This is a genomic window from Photorhabdus heterorhabditis (genome assembly GCF_018448905.1).
Classification (GTDB): domain Bacteria; phylum Pseudomonadota; class Gammaproteobacteria; order Enterobacterales; family Enterobacteriaceae; genus Photorhabdus; species Photorhabdus heterorhabditis.
Window position 1 is genome coordinate 39,073 of the sequence record NZ_RCWA01000026.1, and the last position, 18,505, is coordinate 57,577.

Here is an 18,505-nt window from a genome sequence, read left to right on the forward strand (position 1 = left end):
ACCCTACTAAATATTGGATATATTCATCCATATGCCGTTAACCTTTTTCTGTATTGGCCTCGATTTACGGTATCAACTAACTCATTTCTATTTCCATTTATTACAGCAGTAGTGGCATACCCACTTGTGTCTGTATCTCCATAATTTACCCGTACTTGTGCGTACTCTTTGGCACCAAAGCGAATGTCTTGAATATAACGCGTGTCTGATTCTGATTTTGTATAAGCGCCAATAATCGCAGCGGTTGGTCTATATCCTTCATGATAGACCTGATACCTCCTAACTCGAAGATTATCGTGTCTAAGGCTCATCCATTCATTAGTCGGTCCTCCAGAGAGGGCATGCTGCCATTTGAAATATTCGTTACCATTATCCCCCGTTTTAAACCACATATAGGAATCTGCATCACCATCTCCGGTGTTTTTAAAACCGATAGAGGCAAAGTCGGTGTTTCTGTTCCAACTCAGCATAGAGTCAGTAGTAATAGTTATGTCACCTGTTACATTGCCCCCGCTACGTTGCAACGCGTCTGCGGCTTTAGTAACGGTTTCCACTAAACCAGATTTTTCAAAACTCACTATTCTGTGAAATTTCCAAAAGAATAGTCTCTCATTGGTACTCAGCAGGGTTACATATGGAAAAGATTGGCTATATCCGAGTGTCAACAAATGACCAGAATGGTGATTTACAGAGAAATGTGTTGATATGTATAAATTACAATCTATTTTTGTAGGAAAAATCTGTGAAAAAACAATTGATAAACAGAGATAAAAATTCCTAACAGCAAGAAATATGCATTGATTTATAGAGGTTCCATTTCCTGCTTACCTATGAAGTGCTTAAGGTTAATTTATTAGAAAAAACAATAGATTAACTAACCTGATTTGTATCATCTGCCACACATTTCTAATCGAATGATTTAATAACTTGGATACCTCAACATAGCGGGACACCTTAATAGGAGAACCGCTAATATGGCACAAGATTATCATCATGGCGTCCGTGTACAGGAAATTAACGAAGGTACACGCACCATCACCACAATTAGCACCGCTATTGTTGGTATGGTCTGTACTGGCCCTAAAGCAGACGCAGACGCTTTTCCATTAAACACCCCGGTTTTGATTACTGATGTTTCGATGGCAATTGGCAAAGCGGGTGATGCCGGTACATTGCCTCAGGCACTTAAAGCTATCGCAGACCAAGCTAAACCCGTTACTGTTGTTGTCCGTGTAGAACAAGGTGAAACGGAAGGTGATACCACCACCAACATCATTGGTACTACAACTAGTGAAGGTAAGAAAACGGGCATGCAGGCACTGTTGGCAGCACAAGGCCAATTAGGTGTTAAGCCACGTATTCTGGGGGTTCCTGGGCTGGATACAAAAGCTGTTGCTGTTGAATTGGCGAGTATTGCGCAAAAACTAAGAGCAATGGCTTATATCAGTGCTTATGGTTGTAAGAATAAAGAAGAAGTTGCCGAATATCGTAAAAACTTCAGTCAGCGAGAAGTGATGCTGATTTGGCCTGATTTCTTAGGTTGGGACTCTGTTCTCAAAAAAGAATCTATCGCCTACGCTACTGCCCGAGCACTGGGCCTGCGGGCAAAAATTGATGAAGAAACGGGTTGGCATAAAACTCTGTCAAACATCGGTGTCAATGGTGTGACGGGTATTTCAGCAGACGTATTCTGGGATCTGCAAGATCCAGCAACTGATGCTGGTTATCTAAATGAAAAAGGCATCACGACACTTATCCGCAAAAACGGATTCCGTTTCTGGGGTTCTCGTACCTGCGCTGATGATCCATTGTTCCAGTTCGAAAGTTACACCCGCACTGCTCAGGTGCTGGCTGATACCATGGCGGAAGCACATATGTGGGCAATCGATAAGCCTCTGACTGCTTCACTGGTACGAGACATTATCGAAGGTGTTAACGCCAAGTTCCGTGAATTGAGGTCCGGGGGGTACATCATTGATGGTAAATGCTGGTACGACGAAAATGCCAATGATAAAGACACTCTGAAAGCGGGTAAATTGACCCTCGATTACGACTACACACCTGTACCACCACTGGAAAATATGATGTTACGCCAGCGTATTACAGATCGTTACCTGATGGATTTCGCGAAAAGCATAAACGGCTAAGGGGACACAGATGGCATTACCTCGCAAACTTAAATACCTGAACTTGTTTAATGACGGCAATAGTTATCAGGGAATAGTGGAAGAACTTATTCTGCCTAAGCTGAGTCGTAAACTAGAAACCTATCGTGGCGGTGGTATGAACGGTAGCGTGACGGTGGACTTGGGCTTGGATGAAGGTGCATTGGATGTTGAATTTACTCTGGGAGGTATGGAAGCTCAGCATTATCGGCAGTGGGGAATAACTAAAGCCGACGGCGTAATGTTGCGTTTTGCGGGTTCCTACCAGCGCGATGATACCAATGATGTGATTGCTGTTGAAATCGTGATGCGTGGCCGCTTCCATGAGTTTGACCATGGCACTTATAAGCAAGGGGATAATACTCAGACCAAAATCAGCGCTAAAAACACCTATTTCAAACTGACATGGGATGGTGAAGTTCTGATCGAAGTGGATACCGTTAACATGGTTGAAATTGTTAATGGTGAAGATCGTCTGGCAGATCATCGCCGCGCTATGGGTCTTTAATCTAATCGGATAAACAAGGTTGAACCATGACAGAAACACTCATTACTCAAAACGACGAGCAGCGCACAATCGTATTAGAAGAACCACTTGCACGTGGTAATAGCAACATCACTGAAGTGGTGGTGCGCAAACCTAACAGTGGAGCGCTGCGTGGTGCTCGGCTACAGGCTTTGCTGGAGATGGATGTGGACTCAATGATGCTAGTTTTGCCACGTGTTACCACTCCCGCTCTCACTAAAAGCGACCTGTTGGCAATGACACCGGGCGATCTGATTAATTTCAGTGTTGAGGTGGTCAATTTTTTGTTACCGAAGTCGGCGAAATCCGGTTTCCAGACCGACTAACCGTAGATGACTTGGTGGCAGATATTGCCACCGTTTTCCACTGGTCTCCGGCAGTGACAAGTGAAATGTCATTGACAGAATTACTGGACTGGCGACATCGGGCCATCTTACGAAGTGGTGCAGAAAATGAGTAATACACAGTCACAGCTTAAATGGGTAATACAGTCCGTTAATAAGCTGACCAGCGTTTTGAAATCCGCACAGCGAAATAATAAAAGGCTGGCGGATTCCATCCGGCAAAACCGTGGTGAACTCAAGCAGTTAAATCAGACTTGGGAAGCAATTAAACCTTATTCTGTTCCTGAATATGCGCAGGAAACTGCGCATGACAGTAGTAAAAAGGAAGAGAGCCGCTATAGCAAAACTAAAGATCTTCGTGATCGTATTAGCCAGCATGGTGCTAATGCAAAATCGGCAGGTGTTAAAATACTGACAACCAGCAAAAACTTTTTAATGCCAGGTTACGATCTTAATGCTCAAATGGCCAAAATTCGGGTACAAACTAATATTGAAAAAAATTCTCCTGAATATGCCATGTTGCTCAATCAAAGTCGGGAGTTGAGCAAAAGTACCGGAATTGATGCCAGCAAAATTGCGCAAGGGCAGAGTCTTTATGCCTCTGCCGGTTATTCCCCTGCTCAGATAAAGAATATGATGCCCGGTACAGTATCAATGTCACAGGCTAGTGGTGCAGATTTCGCCGCTACCATTGATATTGGCACTAATGTGCTGGAAGGGTTCAAATTACAATCCGAAGAGATGAGCCGTGTGAGTGATGTTTTAACGGCAACGTTTACTGGTTCAAAAACGACGTTGGCAGCATTGGGTGACACCATGAAATTTGTTGCGCCGACCGCTTCTTCTTTGGGGATTGATATTGAAACAGTTGCTGCTGCTACCAGAAAGCTGAGTGATGCTAATATCAAAGGAAGTGAAGCTGGAGAGATTCTGAATAGTGTGCTGGAATGGTTGGCTGAGCCACCTAAAGCCGCTACCGCTGCATTGGCGCAACTAAGTATCAAGACCCGGGATGCTAAAGGTAATTTACGGCAATTACCTGACATCCTCGCTGAATTGGATGATAAAACCCGGTCAATGAGCAGTAAACAACGTACAAGTTATTTCACAGCAATTGGTGGTGAAAAGTCCGTACCTGCTTTGGATGTGTTGGTAAATCAGGCTGGACAGGGAGGATTACAAGCTTTTATCGCTGCACTAAAAAATGTTCAAGGTGAATCCCAAAAAGTTGCATCAGTAATGACGAATAGCCTTACCGGTGATATTCAAAAGCTTAATGCCGCTTGGAGTGATCTGGGCGTTCAGACGTTTTCCGGCGTAGAGGGACCTTTAAGAGAGGTCACTCAGCAAGTGACAAATGTCGTTAATAAAGTAAGTGAATGGATGAAAGCCAACCCTCGTTTAGCTGCAATGCTTGCGACTATCACGATGGTCGTCGGAGGGATGTTAACTGTTTTTGGTGCATTAGCGCAGGCGATTGCTTCAATATTACTGCCATTAGCTGTAGCGAAATATAGTCTCACTCTCTTTGGCAGTACTGGTGTGAAAGCTTTTGGATTAGTTGGAAATGCTCTGAAAGTGTTGGGAAGTACCATGATGATAGTTGGTCGTCTGATGATGGCTAACCCAATCCTTGCTATTGTTGGTTTAATTTCTATGGCTGCTGTTTATATTTGGCAAAATTGGGAAACATTGGGGCCGAAATTTTCTCAGCTTTGGGAAAATATTAAAATCAGCTTGAGTGAGAAATGGGAATCAATTAAACAGAGTGCCTTACAAATCTGGGAGAATATTAAAACTAATATAAGTAATGCCTGGGAGTTAGTTAAACAGAATACATTGGATATCTGGGAGAATATTAAAATATCGATCTCGGATAAATGGAATGAAATTATTGCTGATGTAATGAACTTACCCAGTAAATTTAAAGAGGTTGGCACAGCGATAATTAACAGTTTGTTGGAGGGGATTAATGAAAAGTGGGAGGCATTGAAAAAGAAACTGACCTCATTGTCTGAGTATATCCCTGATTGGATGCGGCCAGGGGAAGATACTGCAAAAGGTACGGGTAATAACATGACTCCTAATGTCAGCTCGGTTCTGCCGAAACATGACAAAGGTGGAATTATCCCAGTTGGTGGATTTGGTATTGTTGGTGAATATGGACCGGAGATTGTAACAGGCCCTGTTAATGTTATTAGTCGGCGTCAGACTGCTAAACTTGCAGCCGCTGCTGCGTTTTCTTTAAGTGTGATGGCGCCTTCTGCGGCAGCTAGAACAGCACCGTTGCATATTCAGAGTTTACCTGTTGAGGCGTATCCACAAATTCAGGAGAAAACAGAGAAGCGCCAGATACAGTACCTTAGTGAATCCCCGGTCTATCATATAAATATCTATGGCGCTCCAGAGCAGTCTGCGCAGGATATCGCTGCAATGGTCAGGCGCGAACTGGATGATCGGGACCGTAAACAGCAAGCTCGTTTACGCAGTTCATTCTCTGACAGAGGAGAATTCTAATTATGATGGCAGCACTGGGTTTATTTGTTTTTATGTTGAAAACCACGCCATACCAGAGCCTGCAATATCAGCAGTCATGGAGACATGCTTTTAATAGCCGTATTGGGCTCCGGCCTGCCGGGCAATTTCTGGGGCCAGATAATGACACAATGATACTTTCAGGCTCGTTATATCCAGAAATTACCGGTGGTCGTTTATCATTGGTGGCTCTACAGGTTATGGCTGATAGCGGTAAAGCCTGGTCTTTTATAGATGGTAGTGGCACGGTTTACGGCATGTTTGTCATTGAGAGCATCGACCAGACAAAAACGGAACTTATGTCGAATGGTGCTGCTCGCAAAATTGATTTTACTTTGAAATTGCGGCGAGTTGATAGCTCTTTGGGTGAAATGTTCGGTGATCTTCAGAATCAGTTCTCCATGCTTACAGAAAGTTTGGTGGGTAGAGTCAAAGAAAGAGGTATTGGATGATGTCTGAATTTGACAGGGTTCCAGAAAAAGGCAGTGCACCGGGATTTCTTCTGGAAATTGATAATAAAGATATCAGCGGGCGCATTCAATCGCGCCTGATATCACTGACGATGACGGATAATCGCGGTTTTGAGGCCGATCAGCTTGATGTTGAACTGGATGATGCAGATGGAAGCTTGATGTTACCTTCTCGAGGTAATGTGATTTCATTGGCATTAGGGTGGCGTGATCAGCCACTTATAGATAAAGGGCGTTTTACTGTGGATGAAATTGAGCACAGTGGAACACCGGATAAATTAACTATCCGTGCCCGTAGTGCTGATTTTCGTGAATCTCTCAATATGAGACGTGAAGTATCTTATCATGAGAAAACAATAGGTGAGATTGTCCATACTATTGCCGCCAGAAATAAACTCACCGCCGATTTGCATAAGGATATAGAGAAGGTATTTATTAATCATATTGATCAGACAAATGAGTCTGATGGCAGCTTTCTTACCCGGTTGGCAAATCAGGAAGGGGCAATTGCTTCAGTAAAAAATGGCAAATTGATATTTATTCGGCAAGGGCTGAACAAAACAGCCAGCGGTCAAGCTATCCCTGCATTAGTGATCACTCGTCGGTTAGGGGACAGCCATAATTTTACTTTATCTGATCGTGAGGCTTATACCGGCGTGGTGGCAAATTGGTTAGATACCCGTAAACCGGAGAAAAAACACATTTTGTCAGTTCGAGGTACTGGTAACTCAAAATCATATCTGATTGGTAGTAAGGATAATGTATTGGAACTTTCCCGTGTTTATGCTGATGAAGCCAGCGCTAAGCGTGCGGCCAAAGCTACTTGGGAAAAAATACAACGTGGTACGGCGACATTTTCAATTCAATTGGCTCAAGGGCGTGCAGATCTTTACCCCGAAGTACCGATAAAAGTCATTGGTTTTAAACCTGAAATAGATGAAACGGAATGGACGCTAACAAAAGTTACTCACACGATGAATGGATCTAGCGGTGGTTTTACAACGGCACTGACTCTGGAATTAAAAATTGATGATCTCGATATGAAATAATCGTTCTTTAAATAAGATCTTATTGCTATATTGTTCGCGAAATGAGATTTTATGTTTTAGTTAAGGGTAATAAATATGATCAAGTGTCCTCTTTGTGGTAAAGCTGCTCATGCACGCAGCAGCTTTGAGCATTCCAGTCAGACAAAAGAACGTTACAACCAGTGTCAAAATATCAATTGTGGTGCAACCTTCGTCAGCCATGAAACATTTGTTCGCTTTATTTCCAAGCCGGGTGAAGTGGTCAGTGTGAAACCGCATCCGAAAGAAAAGCCTAAAACTCAGTTGAATTTGGCTTGAAGAGTCACAAATTAGCTGTAAATGTTTGCCACCGATGGGTGGCTTTTTATTGTGTCCCCCGATTCTCTATCTTGCTGCTAGAGATATTGCTAAATATCTTATGAATAGCGAATAAATTCACTTGCGTCCCCGGCCATATTTTGTCAGCTTTAATGTAATCAGAGTACTCACCAAAGCAGGACAATAATGATGAAAAATGTGGGTTTTATCGGCTGGCGCGGTATGGTCGGCTCAGTATTAATGCAACGTATGATTGAAGAGCGGGATTTTGATGTTATTCGCCCTGTATTCTTTACAACATCACAATACGGACAGCCGGCTCCTGATTTTACGGGTCAACAAGGTACATTACAGAATGCTTTCGATATCGAAGCCCTTGGTGTTTTGGATATTATTATTAGTTGTCAGGGGGGAGATTATACTAATGAGATTTATCCAAAGTTAAGAGCAACAGGTTGGCAGGGATATTGGATTGATGCAGCTTCAGCATTGCGTATGAATGATGATTCTATCATTATTCTTGATCCGGTTAACCATGCTCATATTCAGGAAGGTCTTAATAAAGGTATAAAGACTTTTGTGGGTGGTAATTGTACCGTTAGCCTGATGTTGATGTCTTTGGGCGGTTTGTTTGCTAATGATTTGATTGAATGGGCTTCTGTTGCGACTTATCAGGCAGCTTCTGGTGCTGGCGCTCGTCATATGCGTGAACTCTTGGTTCAGATGGGATCTCTGCATGCTCAAGTAACAAAAGAACTACAAGATCCGGCATCGGCTATTTTGGAGATTGAAAGAAAAGTAACGGATTTTACCCGTAGTGGTGTTATGCCAACTTATCAATTTGGTGTGCCGTTGGCAGGTAGTTTGATTCCATGGATTGATAAGCAACTTGATAATGGTCAAAGCCGTGAAGAGTGGAAAGGGCAGGCAGAAACCAACAAGATCCTCAATACCGGTAGAAATCTTATTACCGTTGATGGTTTGTGTGTCCGTATTGGTGCTTTGCGTTGTCACAGTCAGGCATTTACTTTGAAATTGAAAAAAGATATTTCGATTCCTGACATTGAGCAATTACTGGCTGCGCATAATGACTGGGTTCGTGTTATTCCAAATGATCGCGAATTGAGCATGCGCGAATTAACCCCGGCAGCCGTAACCGGAACGTTGAATACTCCTGTTGGGCGTTTACGTAAGCTGAATATGGGCCCAGAGTATTTATCTGCTTTTACTGTAGGTGACCAATTGCTGTGGGGAGCAGCAGAGCCTCTGCGTCGTATGCTACGTATCTTGATTTAATAATTTTAATCTATCTATTTATGTGAAAATCCACTCGTTATCCGGGTGGATTTCTCTATATAGCTCTGTTCATTGTTTCTTTGTTGGTTTATTTTTGCTATGTTATATAAGCTATGTTAATGATTTTTTGGTTTGAAAATAAAAAATCGGTTTTATAGGGGGAGATATGAAGCAAGATAACCTACTGAATTTAAAGGTAAGGGAATTAAGAGAGTTGGCGAAAACTTTATCTTTTCGCTATTTAACTCATAGTAAAATAAGAATGGATTTTAATTCAAAAATAAATCTTTTTGTAGAGGATATATTAGGTCAGGTTCGTATTCACTGTTTATCTTCAAATGGTGCAATTGAGATTATTCAGTTTGAAATAGATCACTTAAAAGAACAAGTTTTCTATTTGACAGCAAACAGAGTAAAGCAATATGCAATAATTGAAAGGGAAAAAGAGAAATCAAGTTATACTAATCTTATATTAAAACAGATCGGGTTTGTTGGTGGTGGTACTCAAATTCTTGCAGGTTATACAGTCTGTAAAGCTTCTTTAGGGTTAGCGTGTGCCTCATTCGGTGCGCCATTAATGGCTCATGGGTACAATAATGTTGTTGAAAATGGATATTATCTATTGTACAGAGAAAATATTAATGGTGGTGTCAGAGAAGGATACAGATATATTGCTAATAAAATCGGTTTAAGTGATAAAGATGCAGATATTGCTTATGCAACGGTTGATTTGGCTCTTTCAGGTTATGGCGCTTTTAGAGAAGTCTTGAAGCCAAGAGAAAAGTCATGGAAGTTATTCAGAAATATAGATAATGATTTTATCAGAGGGTGGAGAGAAATGGGAACTGTGAGCTTAACTACAGAAGGTATCGTTGATAGTTCTACAATTTTGAGTATTTATCAGTTACAAGAGGATAAATAATGAATTATATCGATGTTACAATTTCCACTCAATCTACTTGGCAGGATATTTTTCTGTACTATCTTTTATCATTAACGCTTTTATTTTTTCTTTTTTTTATGAAAATTACCATAGAGAAAAGAAGAAGTTATATTCTCTCTGTTCTTGGGTTTTTTATTATAGTAATATTGGGCTCAATTCAATTGTTTATTGTTAAATATGGTGGTTATCATGAAATTATATCAATGTTTATTAATTTAAATAGTGAGGTAATTAGGGTGGGTAGTGTGATTTTTTCTATTTTATATGCTTGCATGTTACCAAGAAAATATTGAAATTAGTTTTAGATTAGATGATTGTGAAATGAATTTGTTAATGGATAGGATAAGCTTATAATAACTATCTGATTACTGAAAAAACCATAATATGCTTGTTGAGTATTTGTTGATTAATATAGGAAAGAATATGGATTATATTGATGTTATAATTTCCACTAAGCCCACTTTGTGGGATATTTCTCTTTATTACATTATGTCTTTAGTTGTTTTTATCTCATTTTATTTTATAAAAAAGATTGTGGATAAAAAACGTAATTATATTTTGTCTGTTTTTGTTTCTATTTTAATAATTATATTTGGTTATATACAGCTATTTGTTGTTGGTCTTAATGAGCACCATGATTTTATATCGAAATTCATTAATTTAAATAGTGAAGAGATTAAAATAGGAAGTATGATATTCTCTGTTTTATATGCTTTGGTCCTACCGAGAAAAGTTCGTTAATGAAACAAGGCGTGAGGTTAAAACGCCTTGTTTTGCTCTTTTAATAAATCCTATCATCCCAAATACTATAACCGCCAGTACCTGCGATAAGGTGATTCCAGGTAATGTTTGTATATTTTAACGAAATACTTTCCTGTGGTGGAAGCTCATTATGATTCAAAGAATGTGGATGTAAGACACTTATTTCAGTGATTGTGGCGCCAGTGATCTTTATATTGTAATAACGTTCTTGAGCACCATTTGAATTAGTTCGGTAAAAATCAATAGAGCATTCAAGAGACTCATTCTCAGAAATAGCAACACCGAGTAATGGTGATGATTTGTCGATAGGTTTTTGGATAATAATGGGTTGATGGTCGACATTTTGAGCCCGTGTTATCGCATGGCTTAAGCTATAAACTAATATCTGATCAAAGTGGTTTGCTTGATATTTATTACCAATAGAATCAACAGAAGAACATCCAGCCGATATTAATCCCTGTTTTTTTCCCTTTATTGTCATGTAAATCATGTCAGCCATATTATACCCTCAGATTATATTTAAGTGATGTTTTATAGAAACATTAAGTAAATTACACTTTATTGGTTATAAATAACAGATAAAAAAAGCGCCCAATAGAGAATCAATATGGGCGCTTTTTGAATTTTTAATAATATCAGTTAGATATCAATATTGGCTGCTTTCAGCGCATTCTCTTCAATAAATGCCCGGCGAGGTTCAACGGCGTCACCCATCAGGGTTGTAAACAGTTGATCAGTGGCAATCGCATCTTTTACTGTCACGCGCATCATTCGGCGGGTTTCTGGGTTCATGGTGGTTTCCCATAACTGCTCAGGGTTCATTTCTCCCAGACCTTTATAGCGCTGTATAGACAGGCCGCGACGTGACTCTTTAGTCAGCCAGTTCAGAGCTTGCTCAAAGTCAGAAACCGGTTGGCGGCGTTCACCACGCTCAATATAGGCGTTTTCTTCGATCAAATTGCTGAGTTTATCACCTAATTGAGTGATACGATGGTACTCACCACCGTGGATAAAGTCGAAATCCAGTGGGTAATCAGTATCGACACCATGTGTACGAACACGCAGAACGGGTTCAAACATTTGGCGCTCACGATTTTCATGGAGTTGATAGCTATAACTGCTGCCGTTTTGTTCCCGGTCATTCAAGCGAGTTACCAGCGTTTCAATCCATTCCTGAACTTTTGTTTCATCAGCTAATGCTGCTTCAGTCAGCCTTGGATGATAAATGAGGTTGTGCAGTAAACTTGCTGGATATAGACGCTCCATACGTTTAATGATTTTCTTGATACCATTAAATTCTGTCACCAGTTTTTCCAACGGTTCCCCTTTCAAGGCTGGTGTGTGATCGCTGGTGTAAAGGGATGAGCCATCCAAAGCAATAGACAGTTGGTACTCGTCCATAGCTTCATCATCTTTAATGTACTGTTCCTGTTTGCCTTTTTTCACTTTATACAAAGGTGGTTGAGCAATAAATACATGACCACGTTCAATGATTTCTGGCATTTGACGATAGAAGAAAGTTAACAATAGAGTACGGATATGAGAACCGTCGACGTCTGCATCTGTCATTATAATGATACTGTGATAACGTAGCTTATCCGGGTTGTATTCGTCACGGCCAATACCACAACCCAATGCAGTGATCAGTGTTGCGACTTCCTGAGAAGAGAGCATTTTATCGAAACGCGCTTTTTCAACGTTTAGGATTTTACCTTTCAATGGCAAGATTGCCTGATTTTTGCGGTTACGCCCTTGTTTTGCAGAACCGCCCGCTGAGTCCCCTTCCACTAAGTAGAGTTCGGACAATGCCGGGTCACGTTCCTGACAATCAGCTAGTTTGCCTGGTAAGCCGGCCAGATCAAGAGCCCCTTTGCGGCGTGTCATTTCTCGTGCTTTACGGGCTGCTTCACGAGCACGAGCAGCATCAATAATTTTACTGACAACCGTTTTGGCATCATTTGGATTTTCCAGCAGGTATTCCACTAGCTTCTCATTCATCAGTGTTTCAACTGCGGTTTTCACTTCGGAAGAGACCAGTTTGTCTTTAGTCTGAGAAGAGAATTTTGGATCAGGTACTTTAACGGAAATGACGGCGACTAAACCTTCACGGGCATCATCACCCGTAGCGCTGACTTTAGATTTCTTGTTGTACCCCTCTTTATCCATGTAGCTATTAAGGGTACGAGTCATCGCAGTACGGAAACCAACTAAGTGAGTACCACCATCGCGCTGTGGAATATTATTGGTAAAGCAGTAAATATTTTCCTGGAAGCCATCGTTCCATTGCATTGAAATTTCAACACCGATGCCATCTTTTTCTGTCGAGAAATAGAAAACGTTTGGATGGATTGGCGTTTTGTTTTTATTTAAAAATTCAACAAACGCTTTAATTCCACCTTCATAATGGAAGTGATCTTCAGTATTCGTGCGCTTATCAATGAGGCGGATGGATACACCGGAATTCAGGAAGGAGAGTTCACGCAGGCGTTTAGCCAGAATGTCGTGCTGGAATTCAGTGTTGTCACGGAAAGTATCCATACTTGGCCAGAAGCGGACACGAGTACCGGTCTGTTCTGTTTCACCGACAACTTTCAGTGGGCTTTGTGGCACACCAAGGTGATAAGTCTGTTCATGAACTTTACCGTCACGGCGGATAATTAGTTCCAGCTTTTCAGATAAGGCGTTAACAACGGAAACTCCTACACCGTGCAGACCGCCGGAGACTTTATAAGAGTTATCATCGAATTTACCCCCCGCATGCAGCACGGTCATAATAACTTCGGCTGCTGAAACACCTTCTTCTTCGTGTATGCCGGTAGGAATACCGCGGCCATCATCCTGTACGGAGACTGAGTTATCAGCATGGATCGTGACGATAACTTCACTACAGTGGCCTGCGAGGGCTTCGTCGATAGCGTTGTCGACAACCTCGAAGACCATGTGGTGTAAGCCGGTACCATCGTCTGTATCGCCGATATACATGCCCGGACGTTTACGAACCGCATCCAGCCCTTTTAATACCTTGATACTTGAGGAGTCATATGTATTCGACATCAACGTTTCTCGCTCATTTTTAATCCTGTGGTTGAATCTTTATTTTGCCATTTTCCACGCGAAACATCCTGCTATTTCCATCAAGCATGTCTGTTACCTGGCCGGGATTTATCGCACTGACAAATACCTGAGCTTGCGTGGATTTTAGACGCTCGGCCAGCAACTGACGGCGGCCGGCATCCAGTTCGGAGGCAAAATCATCAAGCAGATACAGACATTGTTGTCCGCTCTGTCGGGTGAAATATTCACCCTGTGCTAACCGCAGTGCGCACATCAATAATTTTAATTGACCGCGGGATAGCATATCTTCTACTGGCGTTCCTTCCGCACGGATGCGCAAATCAGCCTTATGCGGGCCGGAAGCCGTGTAGGTTAATGTTCTGTCACGCTCAAATTGGCGTTCCAGTAATTCAGCATAATCACTCTCTTTGTCCCATCCCTGCTGGAAAGAGAAGCGCAATATAAATTCGGGTAAAAACTGTTTACAGGTATCAACAATACCTTGAGTAATGTGTGTAACATACTCAGTACGCCACTGGTTTATCTGGTTTGCCAGTGGTGCCAATTCCTGATCCCAAGGCCGTATCTGGCTGTAATGGGTGACTTGTCGTAGAGCTGCATTGCGTTGTTTAAGTAATCGTTTCAGGTTTACCCATGCAGAAAAAAAGCGTGGTTCATTGTGAAAACAACCCCAGTCAATAAAGGCTCTACGGTACTTTGGTCCGCCATTTAACAGGGTAAATCCTTCCGGGGTAATAAGCTGCATAGGTAGCATTTTGGCTAGTTCTGCAATTTTACCGCCATCACTGCCGTCAATTCTGACTTTGCTATCGCCATTACGGTTTTTACTCAGGCCGATAGACAATTCTCGTTCATTCTCTGGTTGTCCTAGTCGTCCATGTAGAATAAATTCATCACAGTCATGGCGGATTACTCGCCCTGCCTGAATGCTACGAAAAGAGCGTCCATGACCCAGCGTATAAATCGCTTCCAGTACACTGGTTTTGCCGCTGCCATTAGGCCCAACCAGAAAATTAAATCCGGGGGCTAGAGGCAAATCTGTATCTGCGATATTACGAAAATCGCGGATAAGTAAACGCGTAAGAGTCATATACCTGAAATGTAGATCCTGTTACAGGCGCATAGGCATCACGACATAAGCCGCATTGTGACTGGCACAGTCTTCTATCTGAACACTGGAAATAGCATCGGTCAGCAGTAAACGAACCTCTTCACATCTTAATGTGTTGAGTACATCCAGAACATAACTGACGTTAAAACCTATTTCCATTTCAGTACCCTGATAACTAACATCTACAATTTCTTCAGCTTCTTCTTGTTCAGGGTTATTTGCTGTGATTTTCAGTTGGTTTTTACTGAAATAGAGGCGAACCCCCCGGAATTTCTCATTAGAAAGAATGGCAGCGCGTGAAAAAGCTTGTTTCAACATATCACAACTCGCTTCCAGGGTTTTATCTGGGTTCTTCGGTAATACGCGGCGATAATCAGGGAAACGCCCATCCACCAGTTTAGAGGTGAAAATAAAATCACCAACATGAGCACGAATATTGTTACTGCCGATTTGTAACTGTAGCGGAGTATCGCCGCCATCCAGTAGTCTCATCAGCTCAATAACGCCTTTACGTGGCACGATTACCGAATGGGAGGGCAGATTTTGACCGATTCCCATAGAACAGACTGCCAGACGGTGACCATCCGTTGCCACTGTACGCAATTCTTCACCCTCGGTTTCAAACAACATACCGTTGAGGTAATAGCGGACATCCTGATGAGCCATAGAGAACTGCGTTGATTCAATAAGACGTTTCAGTGTGGCTTGTGGCAGTGAGAATTCAACTTCACTTTGCCAGTCATCAAGATTTGGAAAATCAGCCGCAGGCAATGTGGAAAGTGAGAAACGGCTGCGACCAGAACGCACTAATAGACGATCACCATCCAGTTCCACACTGATTTCGGCACCATCCGGCAAACCGCGCCAGATATCAAAGAACTTACGTGCCGGTACAGTGGTTGCACCTTTTTCGTGTGGTAATGAAAGCGTGACACGTGCCATCATTTCCATTTCTAAATCTGTACCGGTTAACAATAGAGAACTTTCTGTTACCTGTAGTAATAAATTACCAAGAATGGGCAGAGTAGGGCGCCCACCCAAGGGGCTACTGACCTGTTGCAGTGGTTTTAGTAATTGCTCACGTTCAATGATAAATTTCATAGCGCTAGGAAGACAATGTTCTGATTAAGTTAGAAAAATCCTCTTTGATGTCGTGACTTTCTTCGCGCAGTTGTTCTATTTTACGACAAGCATGCAGCACAGTTGTATGGTCACGTCCACCAAAGGCATCCCCGATTTCAGGCAAGCTGTGATTGGTTAACTCTTTTGCCAGCGCCATTGCCATTTGCCTTGGACGGGCAACGGAGCGAGAACGCCGTTTGGAAAGTAAATCGGCTACCTTGATCTTATAATATTCAGCGACTGTTTTCTGAATATTATCAATAGTCACCAGTTTTTCCTGTAGTGCTAACAAGTCACGTAATGCTTCACGTACAAAATCAATAGTAATCGCTCGACCGGTAAAATTGGCATTGGCTATTACCCGGTTTAATGCACCTTCGAGTTCACGGACATTAGAACGCAGGCGTTTGGCGATAAAGAAAGCAACTTCTCCTGGTAACTGAATTTCGTTTTCGTCGGCTTTTTTCATCAAAATAGCGACACGAGTTTCCAATTCCGGTGGTTCAATTGCGACGGTTAAACCCCAGCCAAAACGGGATTTTAACCGATCTTCTACTCCATTTATCTCTTTTGGATAGCGATCTGATGTCAGAATAATCTGTTGATTACCTTCTAGTAATGCATTGAATGTATGAAAGAACTCTTCCTGAGAACGTTCTTTATTGGCAAAAAACTGAATATCATCGATCAGCAATGCATCGACAGAGCGGTAATAGCGTTTGAAGTCTTCTATTGCATTGTTTTGTAATGCTTTGACCATATCTTGGACAAAACGTTCAGAATGCATATAAACCACTTTGGCATTTGCCTTACGTGCCATAATACTGTTACCTACAGCATGTAACAGGTGGGTTTTACCCAAGCCAGTACCACCATAAAGAAACAGTGGGTTATAAGCGCCACCCGGGTTATCTGCTACCTGTCTTGCGGCAGCGCGGGCAAGCTGGTTGGATTTACCTTCAACAAAGTTATCAAAAGTATATTTTGGATTAACGTTAGAGCGATAAGATAGCTCTGGTTGTACCGCAGTATTATCCCAACTGGGACGTACTGATGTGTTCTGTGGTGCAGGTGTAACTGGTGCATGAGCAACAACCCTTTGTGGTGGGTTGTCGTTTTGTGAAACAGGTTTATTGCCAACTTCGAAACGTAATAACGGTACTTCTGCTCCACAGAAGTCATTCAACAATCCATTAATATTGTTGATATACTTTTCTCTGACCCAGTCCAAAACAAACCGGTTAGGAGCATAAAGTGCCAGAGTGTTACCGCTTAGCTCTGCCTGAAGGGGGCGTATCCACATACTGAATTCTGTGGCAGGTAATTCATCCTGCAATCGGGCAAGACATTGCTGCCAAAGCGAAAGTGACACGGCGGACTCCCCTAAAACAAGGCCAATTAACAATTAAAAAAATCGGAGTGGTTAGCTCATTATATTGTATTGGGTTCAAAACAACGATTCCTTCAGGGCAAGGAAGGATTAATTGTCATGCTTGTGGCGATTTTTAATGTTATCGCTCCCCAATGATCCGTAGATAAGATCTGGATCATGACGCGGGATCATAGCGCAAAAGGCGCTACAGATCTTCATTCTTTTACACAGTTTAAGCGCTTTTTATCCACAGGGGAAAATTACCTGTGAAATAAAGGGTTGTGAAGGCGCTTTAAATATGGTCATTGCATATCTCAAATAAGGATCGATGATAAATCGATATTTAAGACAAAATTGAACTGAGGATCATAACAGAGAATGAAGATCAGGTGGTGATCATTGCGCTTTACTGAGCAGTCCGTATAATACTGGACCTTGCGTGCATTGCCAGAGTTTTTTGCCGGTAGTGGTTGGTGAGAGGTTCCTGTGTAAGCATTGGCAGGTTGTCGGTAAACATTCAACTCAGTAGAAAAGCCGGTCGGCTTGTGTCATGTTTAATTGACTCAGAGCTGTACATTTTATTACAATCCCGCTTCTTTTATATTGATGTTGCGATTGAGGCGTCAGTGTCACTTCTCACTGGCTGCTAACGCGTTTACTGAATCAGTAATAATTTTAAGTTAGGTAGAAATCGCTATGAAACGCACTTTCCAACCGTCCGTACTGAAGCGTAACCGTTCTCACGGCTTCCGCTCTCGTATGGCCACTAAAAATGGTCGTCAGGTTCTGGCTCGCCGTCGTGCAAAAGGCCGTGCTCGTCTGACCGTTTCTAAGTAATAAAGCTAACCATCTAGTGGTTACGCTCGCTTTTCCGAGGGAGTTACGCTTGTTAACTCCCAAGCATTTCACTTATGTTTTCCAGCAACCCCAACGGGCAAGTTCACCAGAGATTACTATCCTTGGTCGCCTTAATGAGCTGGGGCATCCCCGCATCGGTCTTACCATAGCCAAGAAAAATGTTAAACGTGCTCATGAGCGTAACCGAATTAAACGGTTGGCCCGTGAAAGTTTCCGTTTGAACCAACATAGTCTGCCTCCTATGGATTTTGTGGTATTGGTTAGGAAAGGGGTTTCTGAACTTGATAACCGTGAATTAACGGAAGCTTTGGGTAAATTATGGCGTCGTCACTGTCGCTTGGTTCGCGCCTCCTGATCGGATTAATCCGTGGATATCAGTTGGTGATAAGCCCGCTGCTGGGACCCCGTTGTCGTTTTAATCCTACATGTTCTCAGTATGGCATTGACGCATTGAGCAGGTTTGGAATGATAAAAGGCGGTTGGTTAACAGTGAAACGCATATTAAAATGCCACCCTTTACACGAAGGTGGTGATGATCCCGTCCCACCTAAAAAAAACAACGATAATAGAGAACACTAAC

21 protein-coding genes are annotated in these 18,505 nt (G+C 42.1%); 15 read left to right on the forward strand and 6 right to left on the reverse strand.

The features are described from left to right. Positions 1-23 precede the first annotated feature (23 nt). Positions 24-578: a hypothetical protein gene (locus EAE89_RS23685; RefSeq protein ID WP_054478598.1), complete on the reverse strand. Its 555-nt coding sequence runs from the start codon at positions 576-578 to the stop codon at positions 24-26. A 396-nt stretch (positions 579-974) separates the two neighbouring features. Here EAE89_RS23685 and EAE89_RS15765 point away from each other — a divergent pair, with 396 nt between their 5' ends. The 12 genes from EAE89_RS15765 to EAE89_RS15820 all read left to right on the forward strand — a co-directional run bounded on the left by EAE89_RS15765 (position 975) and on the right by EAE89_RS15820 (position 10,366). Then, positions 975-2,147 carry a phage tail sheath protein gene (locus EAE89_RS15765; protein WP_054478600.1) on the forward strand — a complete coding sequence of 391 codons (1,173 nt, stop codon included), beginning with the start codon at positions 975-977 and terminating at the stop codon, positions 2,145-2,147. A 10-nt stretch (positions 2,148-2,157) separates the two neighbouring features. Continuing rightward, entirely contained in the window at positions 2,158-2,673 is a 516-nt protein-coding gene (locus tag EAE89_RS15770; protein WP_054478602.1) for a phage major tail tube protein, read from the forward strand. A gap of 26 nt (positions 2,674-2,699) precedes the next feature. After that, complete coding sequence (locus EAE89_RS15775; protein WP_054478604.1) at positions 2,700-3,017, forward strand: phage tail assembly protein; 318 nt, start codon at positions 2,700-2,702, stop codon at positions 3,015-3,017. A 14-nt stretch (positions 3,018-3,031) separates the two neighbouring features. After that, positions 3,032-3,151, forward strand: a complete 120-nt coding sequence (locus EAE89_RS15780; protein ID WP_200905763.1) for a GpE family phage tail protein — start codon at positions 3,032-3,034, stop codon at positions 3,149-3,151. Continuing rightward, the gene (locus tag EAE89_RS15785) at positions 3,144-5,552 is read left to right on the forward strand and encodes a phage tail tape measure protein (protein WP_244866508.1); all 2,409 of its coding nucleotides are present in this window, start codon (positions 3,144-3,146) and stop codon (positions 5,550-5,552) included. Before EAE89_RS15780 ends, EAE89_RS15785 begins: the two co-directional genes overlap by 8 nt. 2 nt (positions 5,553-5,554) lie before the next feature. Then, positions 5,555-6,022 carry a phage tail protein gene (locus tag EAE89_RS15790; RefSeq protein WP_054478608.1) on the forward strand — a complete coding sequence of 156 codons (468 nt, stop codon included), beginning with the start codon at positions 5,555-5,557 and terminating at the stop codon, positions 6,020-6,022. Then, positions 6,022-7,089 (forward strand): phage late control D family protein, encoded by a 1,068-nt coding sequence (locus EAE89_RS15795; RefSeq protein WP_054478610.1) that lies wholly within the window; start codon positions 6,022-6,024, stop codon positions 7,087-7,089. The genes EAE89_RS15790 and EAE89_RS15795 overlap by 1 nt, the downstream gene beginning before the upstream one ends. A gap of 75 nt (positions 7,090-7,164) precedes the next feature. Further along, positions 7,165-7,386 (forward strand): ogr/Delta-like zinc finger family protein, encoded by a 222-nt coding sequence (locus tag EAE89_RS15800; protein ID WP_054478612.1) that lies wholly within the window; start codon positions 7,165-7,167, stop codon positions 7,384-7,386. 189 nt (positions 7,387-7,575) lie between these two features. After that, positions 7,576-8,682 (forward strand): aspartate-semialdehyde dehydrogenase, encoded by a 1,107-nt coding sequence (gene asd, locus EAE89_RS15805; RefSeq protein WP_214086219.1) that lies wholly within the window; start codon positions 7,576-7,578, stop codon positions 8,680-8,682. A gap of 166 nt (positions 8,683-8,848) precedes the next feature. Further along, positions 8,849-9,604 carry a DUF4225 domain-containing protein gene (locus EAE89_RS15810; RefSeq protein ID WP_072161866.1) on the forward strand — a complete coding sequence of 252 codons (756 nt, stop codon included), beginning with the start codon at positions 8,849-8,851 and terminating at the stop codon, positions 9,602-9,604. After that, positions 9,604-9,918, forward strand: a complete 315-nt coding sequence (locus tag EAE89_RS15815; RefSeq protein ID WP_054478616.1) for a hypothetical protein — start codon at positions 9,604-9,606, stop codon at positions 9,916-9,918. The genes EAE89_RS15810 and EAE89_RS15815 overlap by 1 nt, the downstream gene beginning before the upstream one ends. A gap of 130 nt (positions 9,919-10,048) precedes the next feature. Continuing rightward, positions 10,049-10,366: a hypothetical protein gene (locus EAE89_RS15820; protein WP_054478618.1), complete on the forward strand. Its 318-nt coding sequence runs from the start codon at positions 10,049-10,051 to the stop codon at positions 10,364-10,366. A gap of 40 nt (positions 10,367-10,406) precedes the next feature. On the opposite strand, the gene EAE89_RS15825 is transcribed toward EAE89_RS15820, so the two are convergent. The 5 genes from EAE89_RS15825 to dnaA form a co-directional block, all read right to left on the reverse strand. Beyond that, on the reverse strand, positions 10,407-10,886 hold the full coding sequence (locus EAE89_RS15825) for an Hcp family type VI secretion system effector (RefSeq protein ID WP_054478620.1): 480 nt from the start codon (positions 10,884-10,886) through the stop codon (positions 10,407-10,409). A 140-nt stretch (positions 10,887-11,026) separates the two neighbouring features. Next, a complete protein-coding gene (gyrB, locus tag EAE89_RS15830; RefSeq protein ID WP_214086208.1) occupies positions 11,027-13,441 on the reverse strand; it encodes a DNA topoisomerase (ATP-hydrolyzing) subunit B in 2,415 nt (804 codons plus the stop codon). A 19-nt stretch (positions 13,442-13,460) separates the two neighbouring features. Further along, on the reverse strand, positions 13,461-14,552 hold the full coding sequence (recF, locus tag EAE89_RS15835; RefSeq protein WP_214086209.1) for a DNA replication/repair protein RecF: 1,092 nt from the start codon (positions 14,550-14,552) through the stop codon (positions 13,461-13,463). Positions 14,553-14,573: 21 nt separating this feature from the next. Then, the gene (gene dnaN / locus EAE89_RS15840) at positions 14,574-15,674 is read right to left on the reverse strand and encodes a DNA polymerase III subunit beta (protein ID WP_214086210.1); all 1,101 of its coding nucleotides are present in this window, start codon (positions 15,672-15,674) and stop codon (positions 14,574-14,576) included. Positions 15,675-15,678: 4 nt separating this feature from the next. Continuing rightward, positions 15,679-17,067 carry a chromosomal replication initiator protein DnaA gene (dnaA, locus tag EAE89_RS15845; RefSeq protein WP_214086211.1) on the reverse strand — a complete coding sequence of 463 codons (1,389 nt, stop codon included), beginning with the start codon at positions 17,065-17,067 and terminating at the stop codon, positions 15,679-15,681. Positions 17,068-17,763: 696 nt separating this feature from the next. On the opposite strand from dnaA, the gene rpmH reads away from it, so the two are divergent. Genes rpmH through yidD form a run of 3 tightly spaced genes read left to right on the forward strand, consistent with a single transcriptional unit; the run spans position 17,764 to position 18,504 of the window. Then, complete coding sequence (gene rpmH / locus EAE89_RS15850) at positions 17,764-17,904, forward strand: 50S ribosomal protein L34 (protein ID WP_054478628.1); 141 nt, start codon at positions 17,764-17,766, stop codon at positions 17,902-17,904. A 16-nt stretch (positions 17,905-17,920) separates the two neighbouring features. Then, the gene (gene rnpA, locus EAE89_RS15855) at positions 17,921-18,280 is read left to right on the forward strand and encodes a ribonuclease P protein component (protein WP_072161867.1); all 360 of its coding nucleotides are present in this window, start codon (positions 17,921-17,923) and stop codon (positions 18,278-18,280) included. Further along, positions 18,244-18,504, forward strand: coding sequence for a membrane protein insertion efficiency factor YidD (yidD, locus tag EAE89_RS15860; protein WP_214086212.1), 261 nt, complete (start codon positions 18,244-18,246; stop codon positions 18,502-18,504). Before rnpA ends, yidD begins: the two co-directional genes overlap by 37 nt. Position 18,505: the final 1 nt, after the last annotated feature.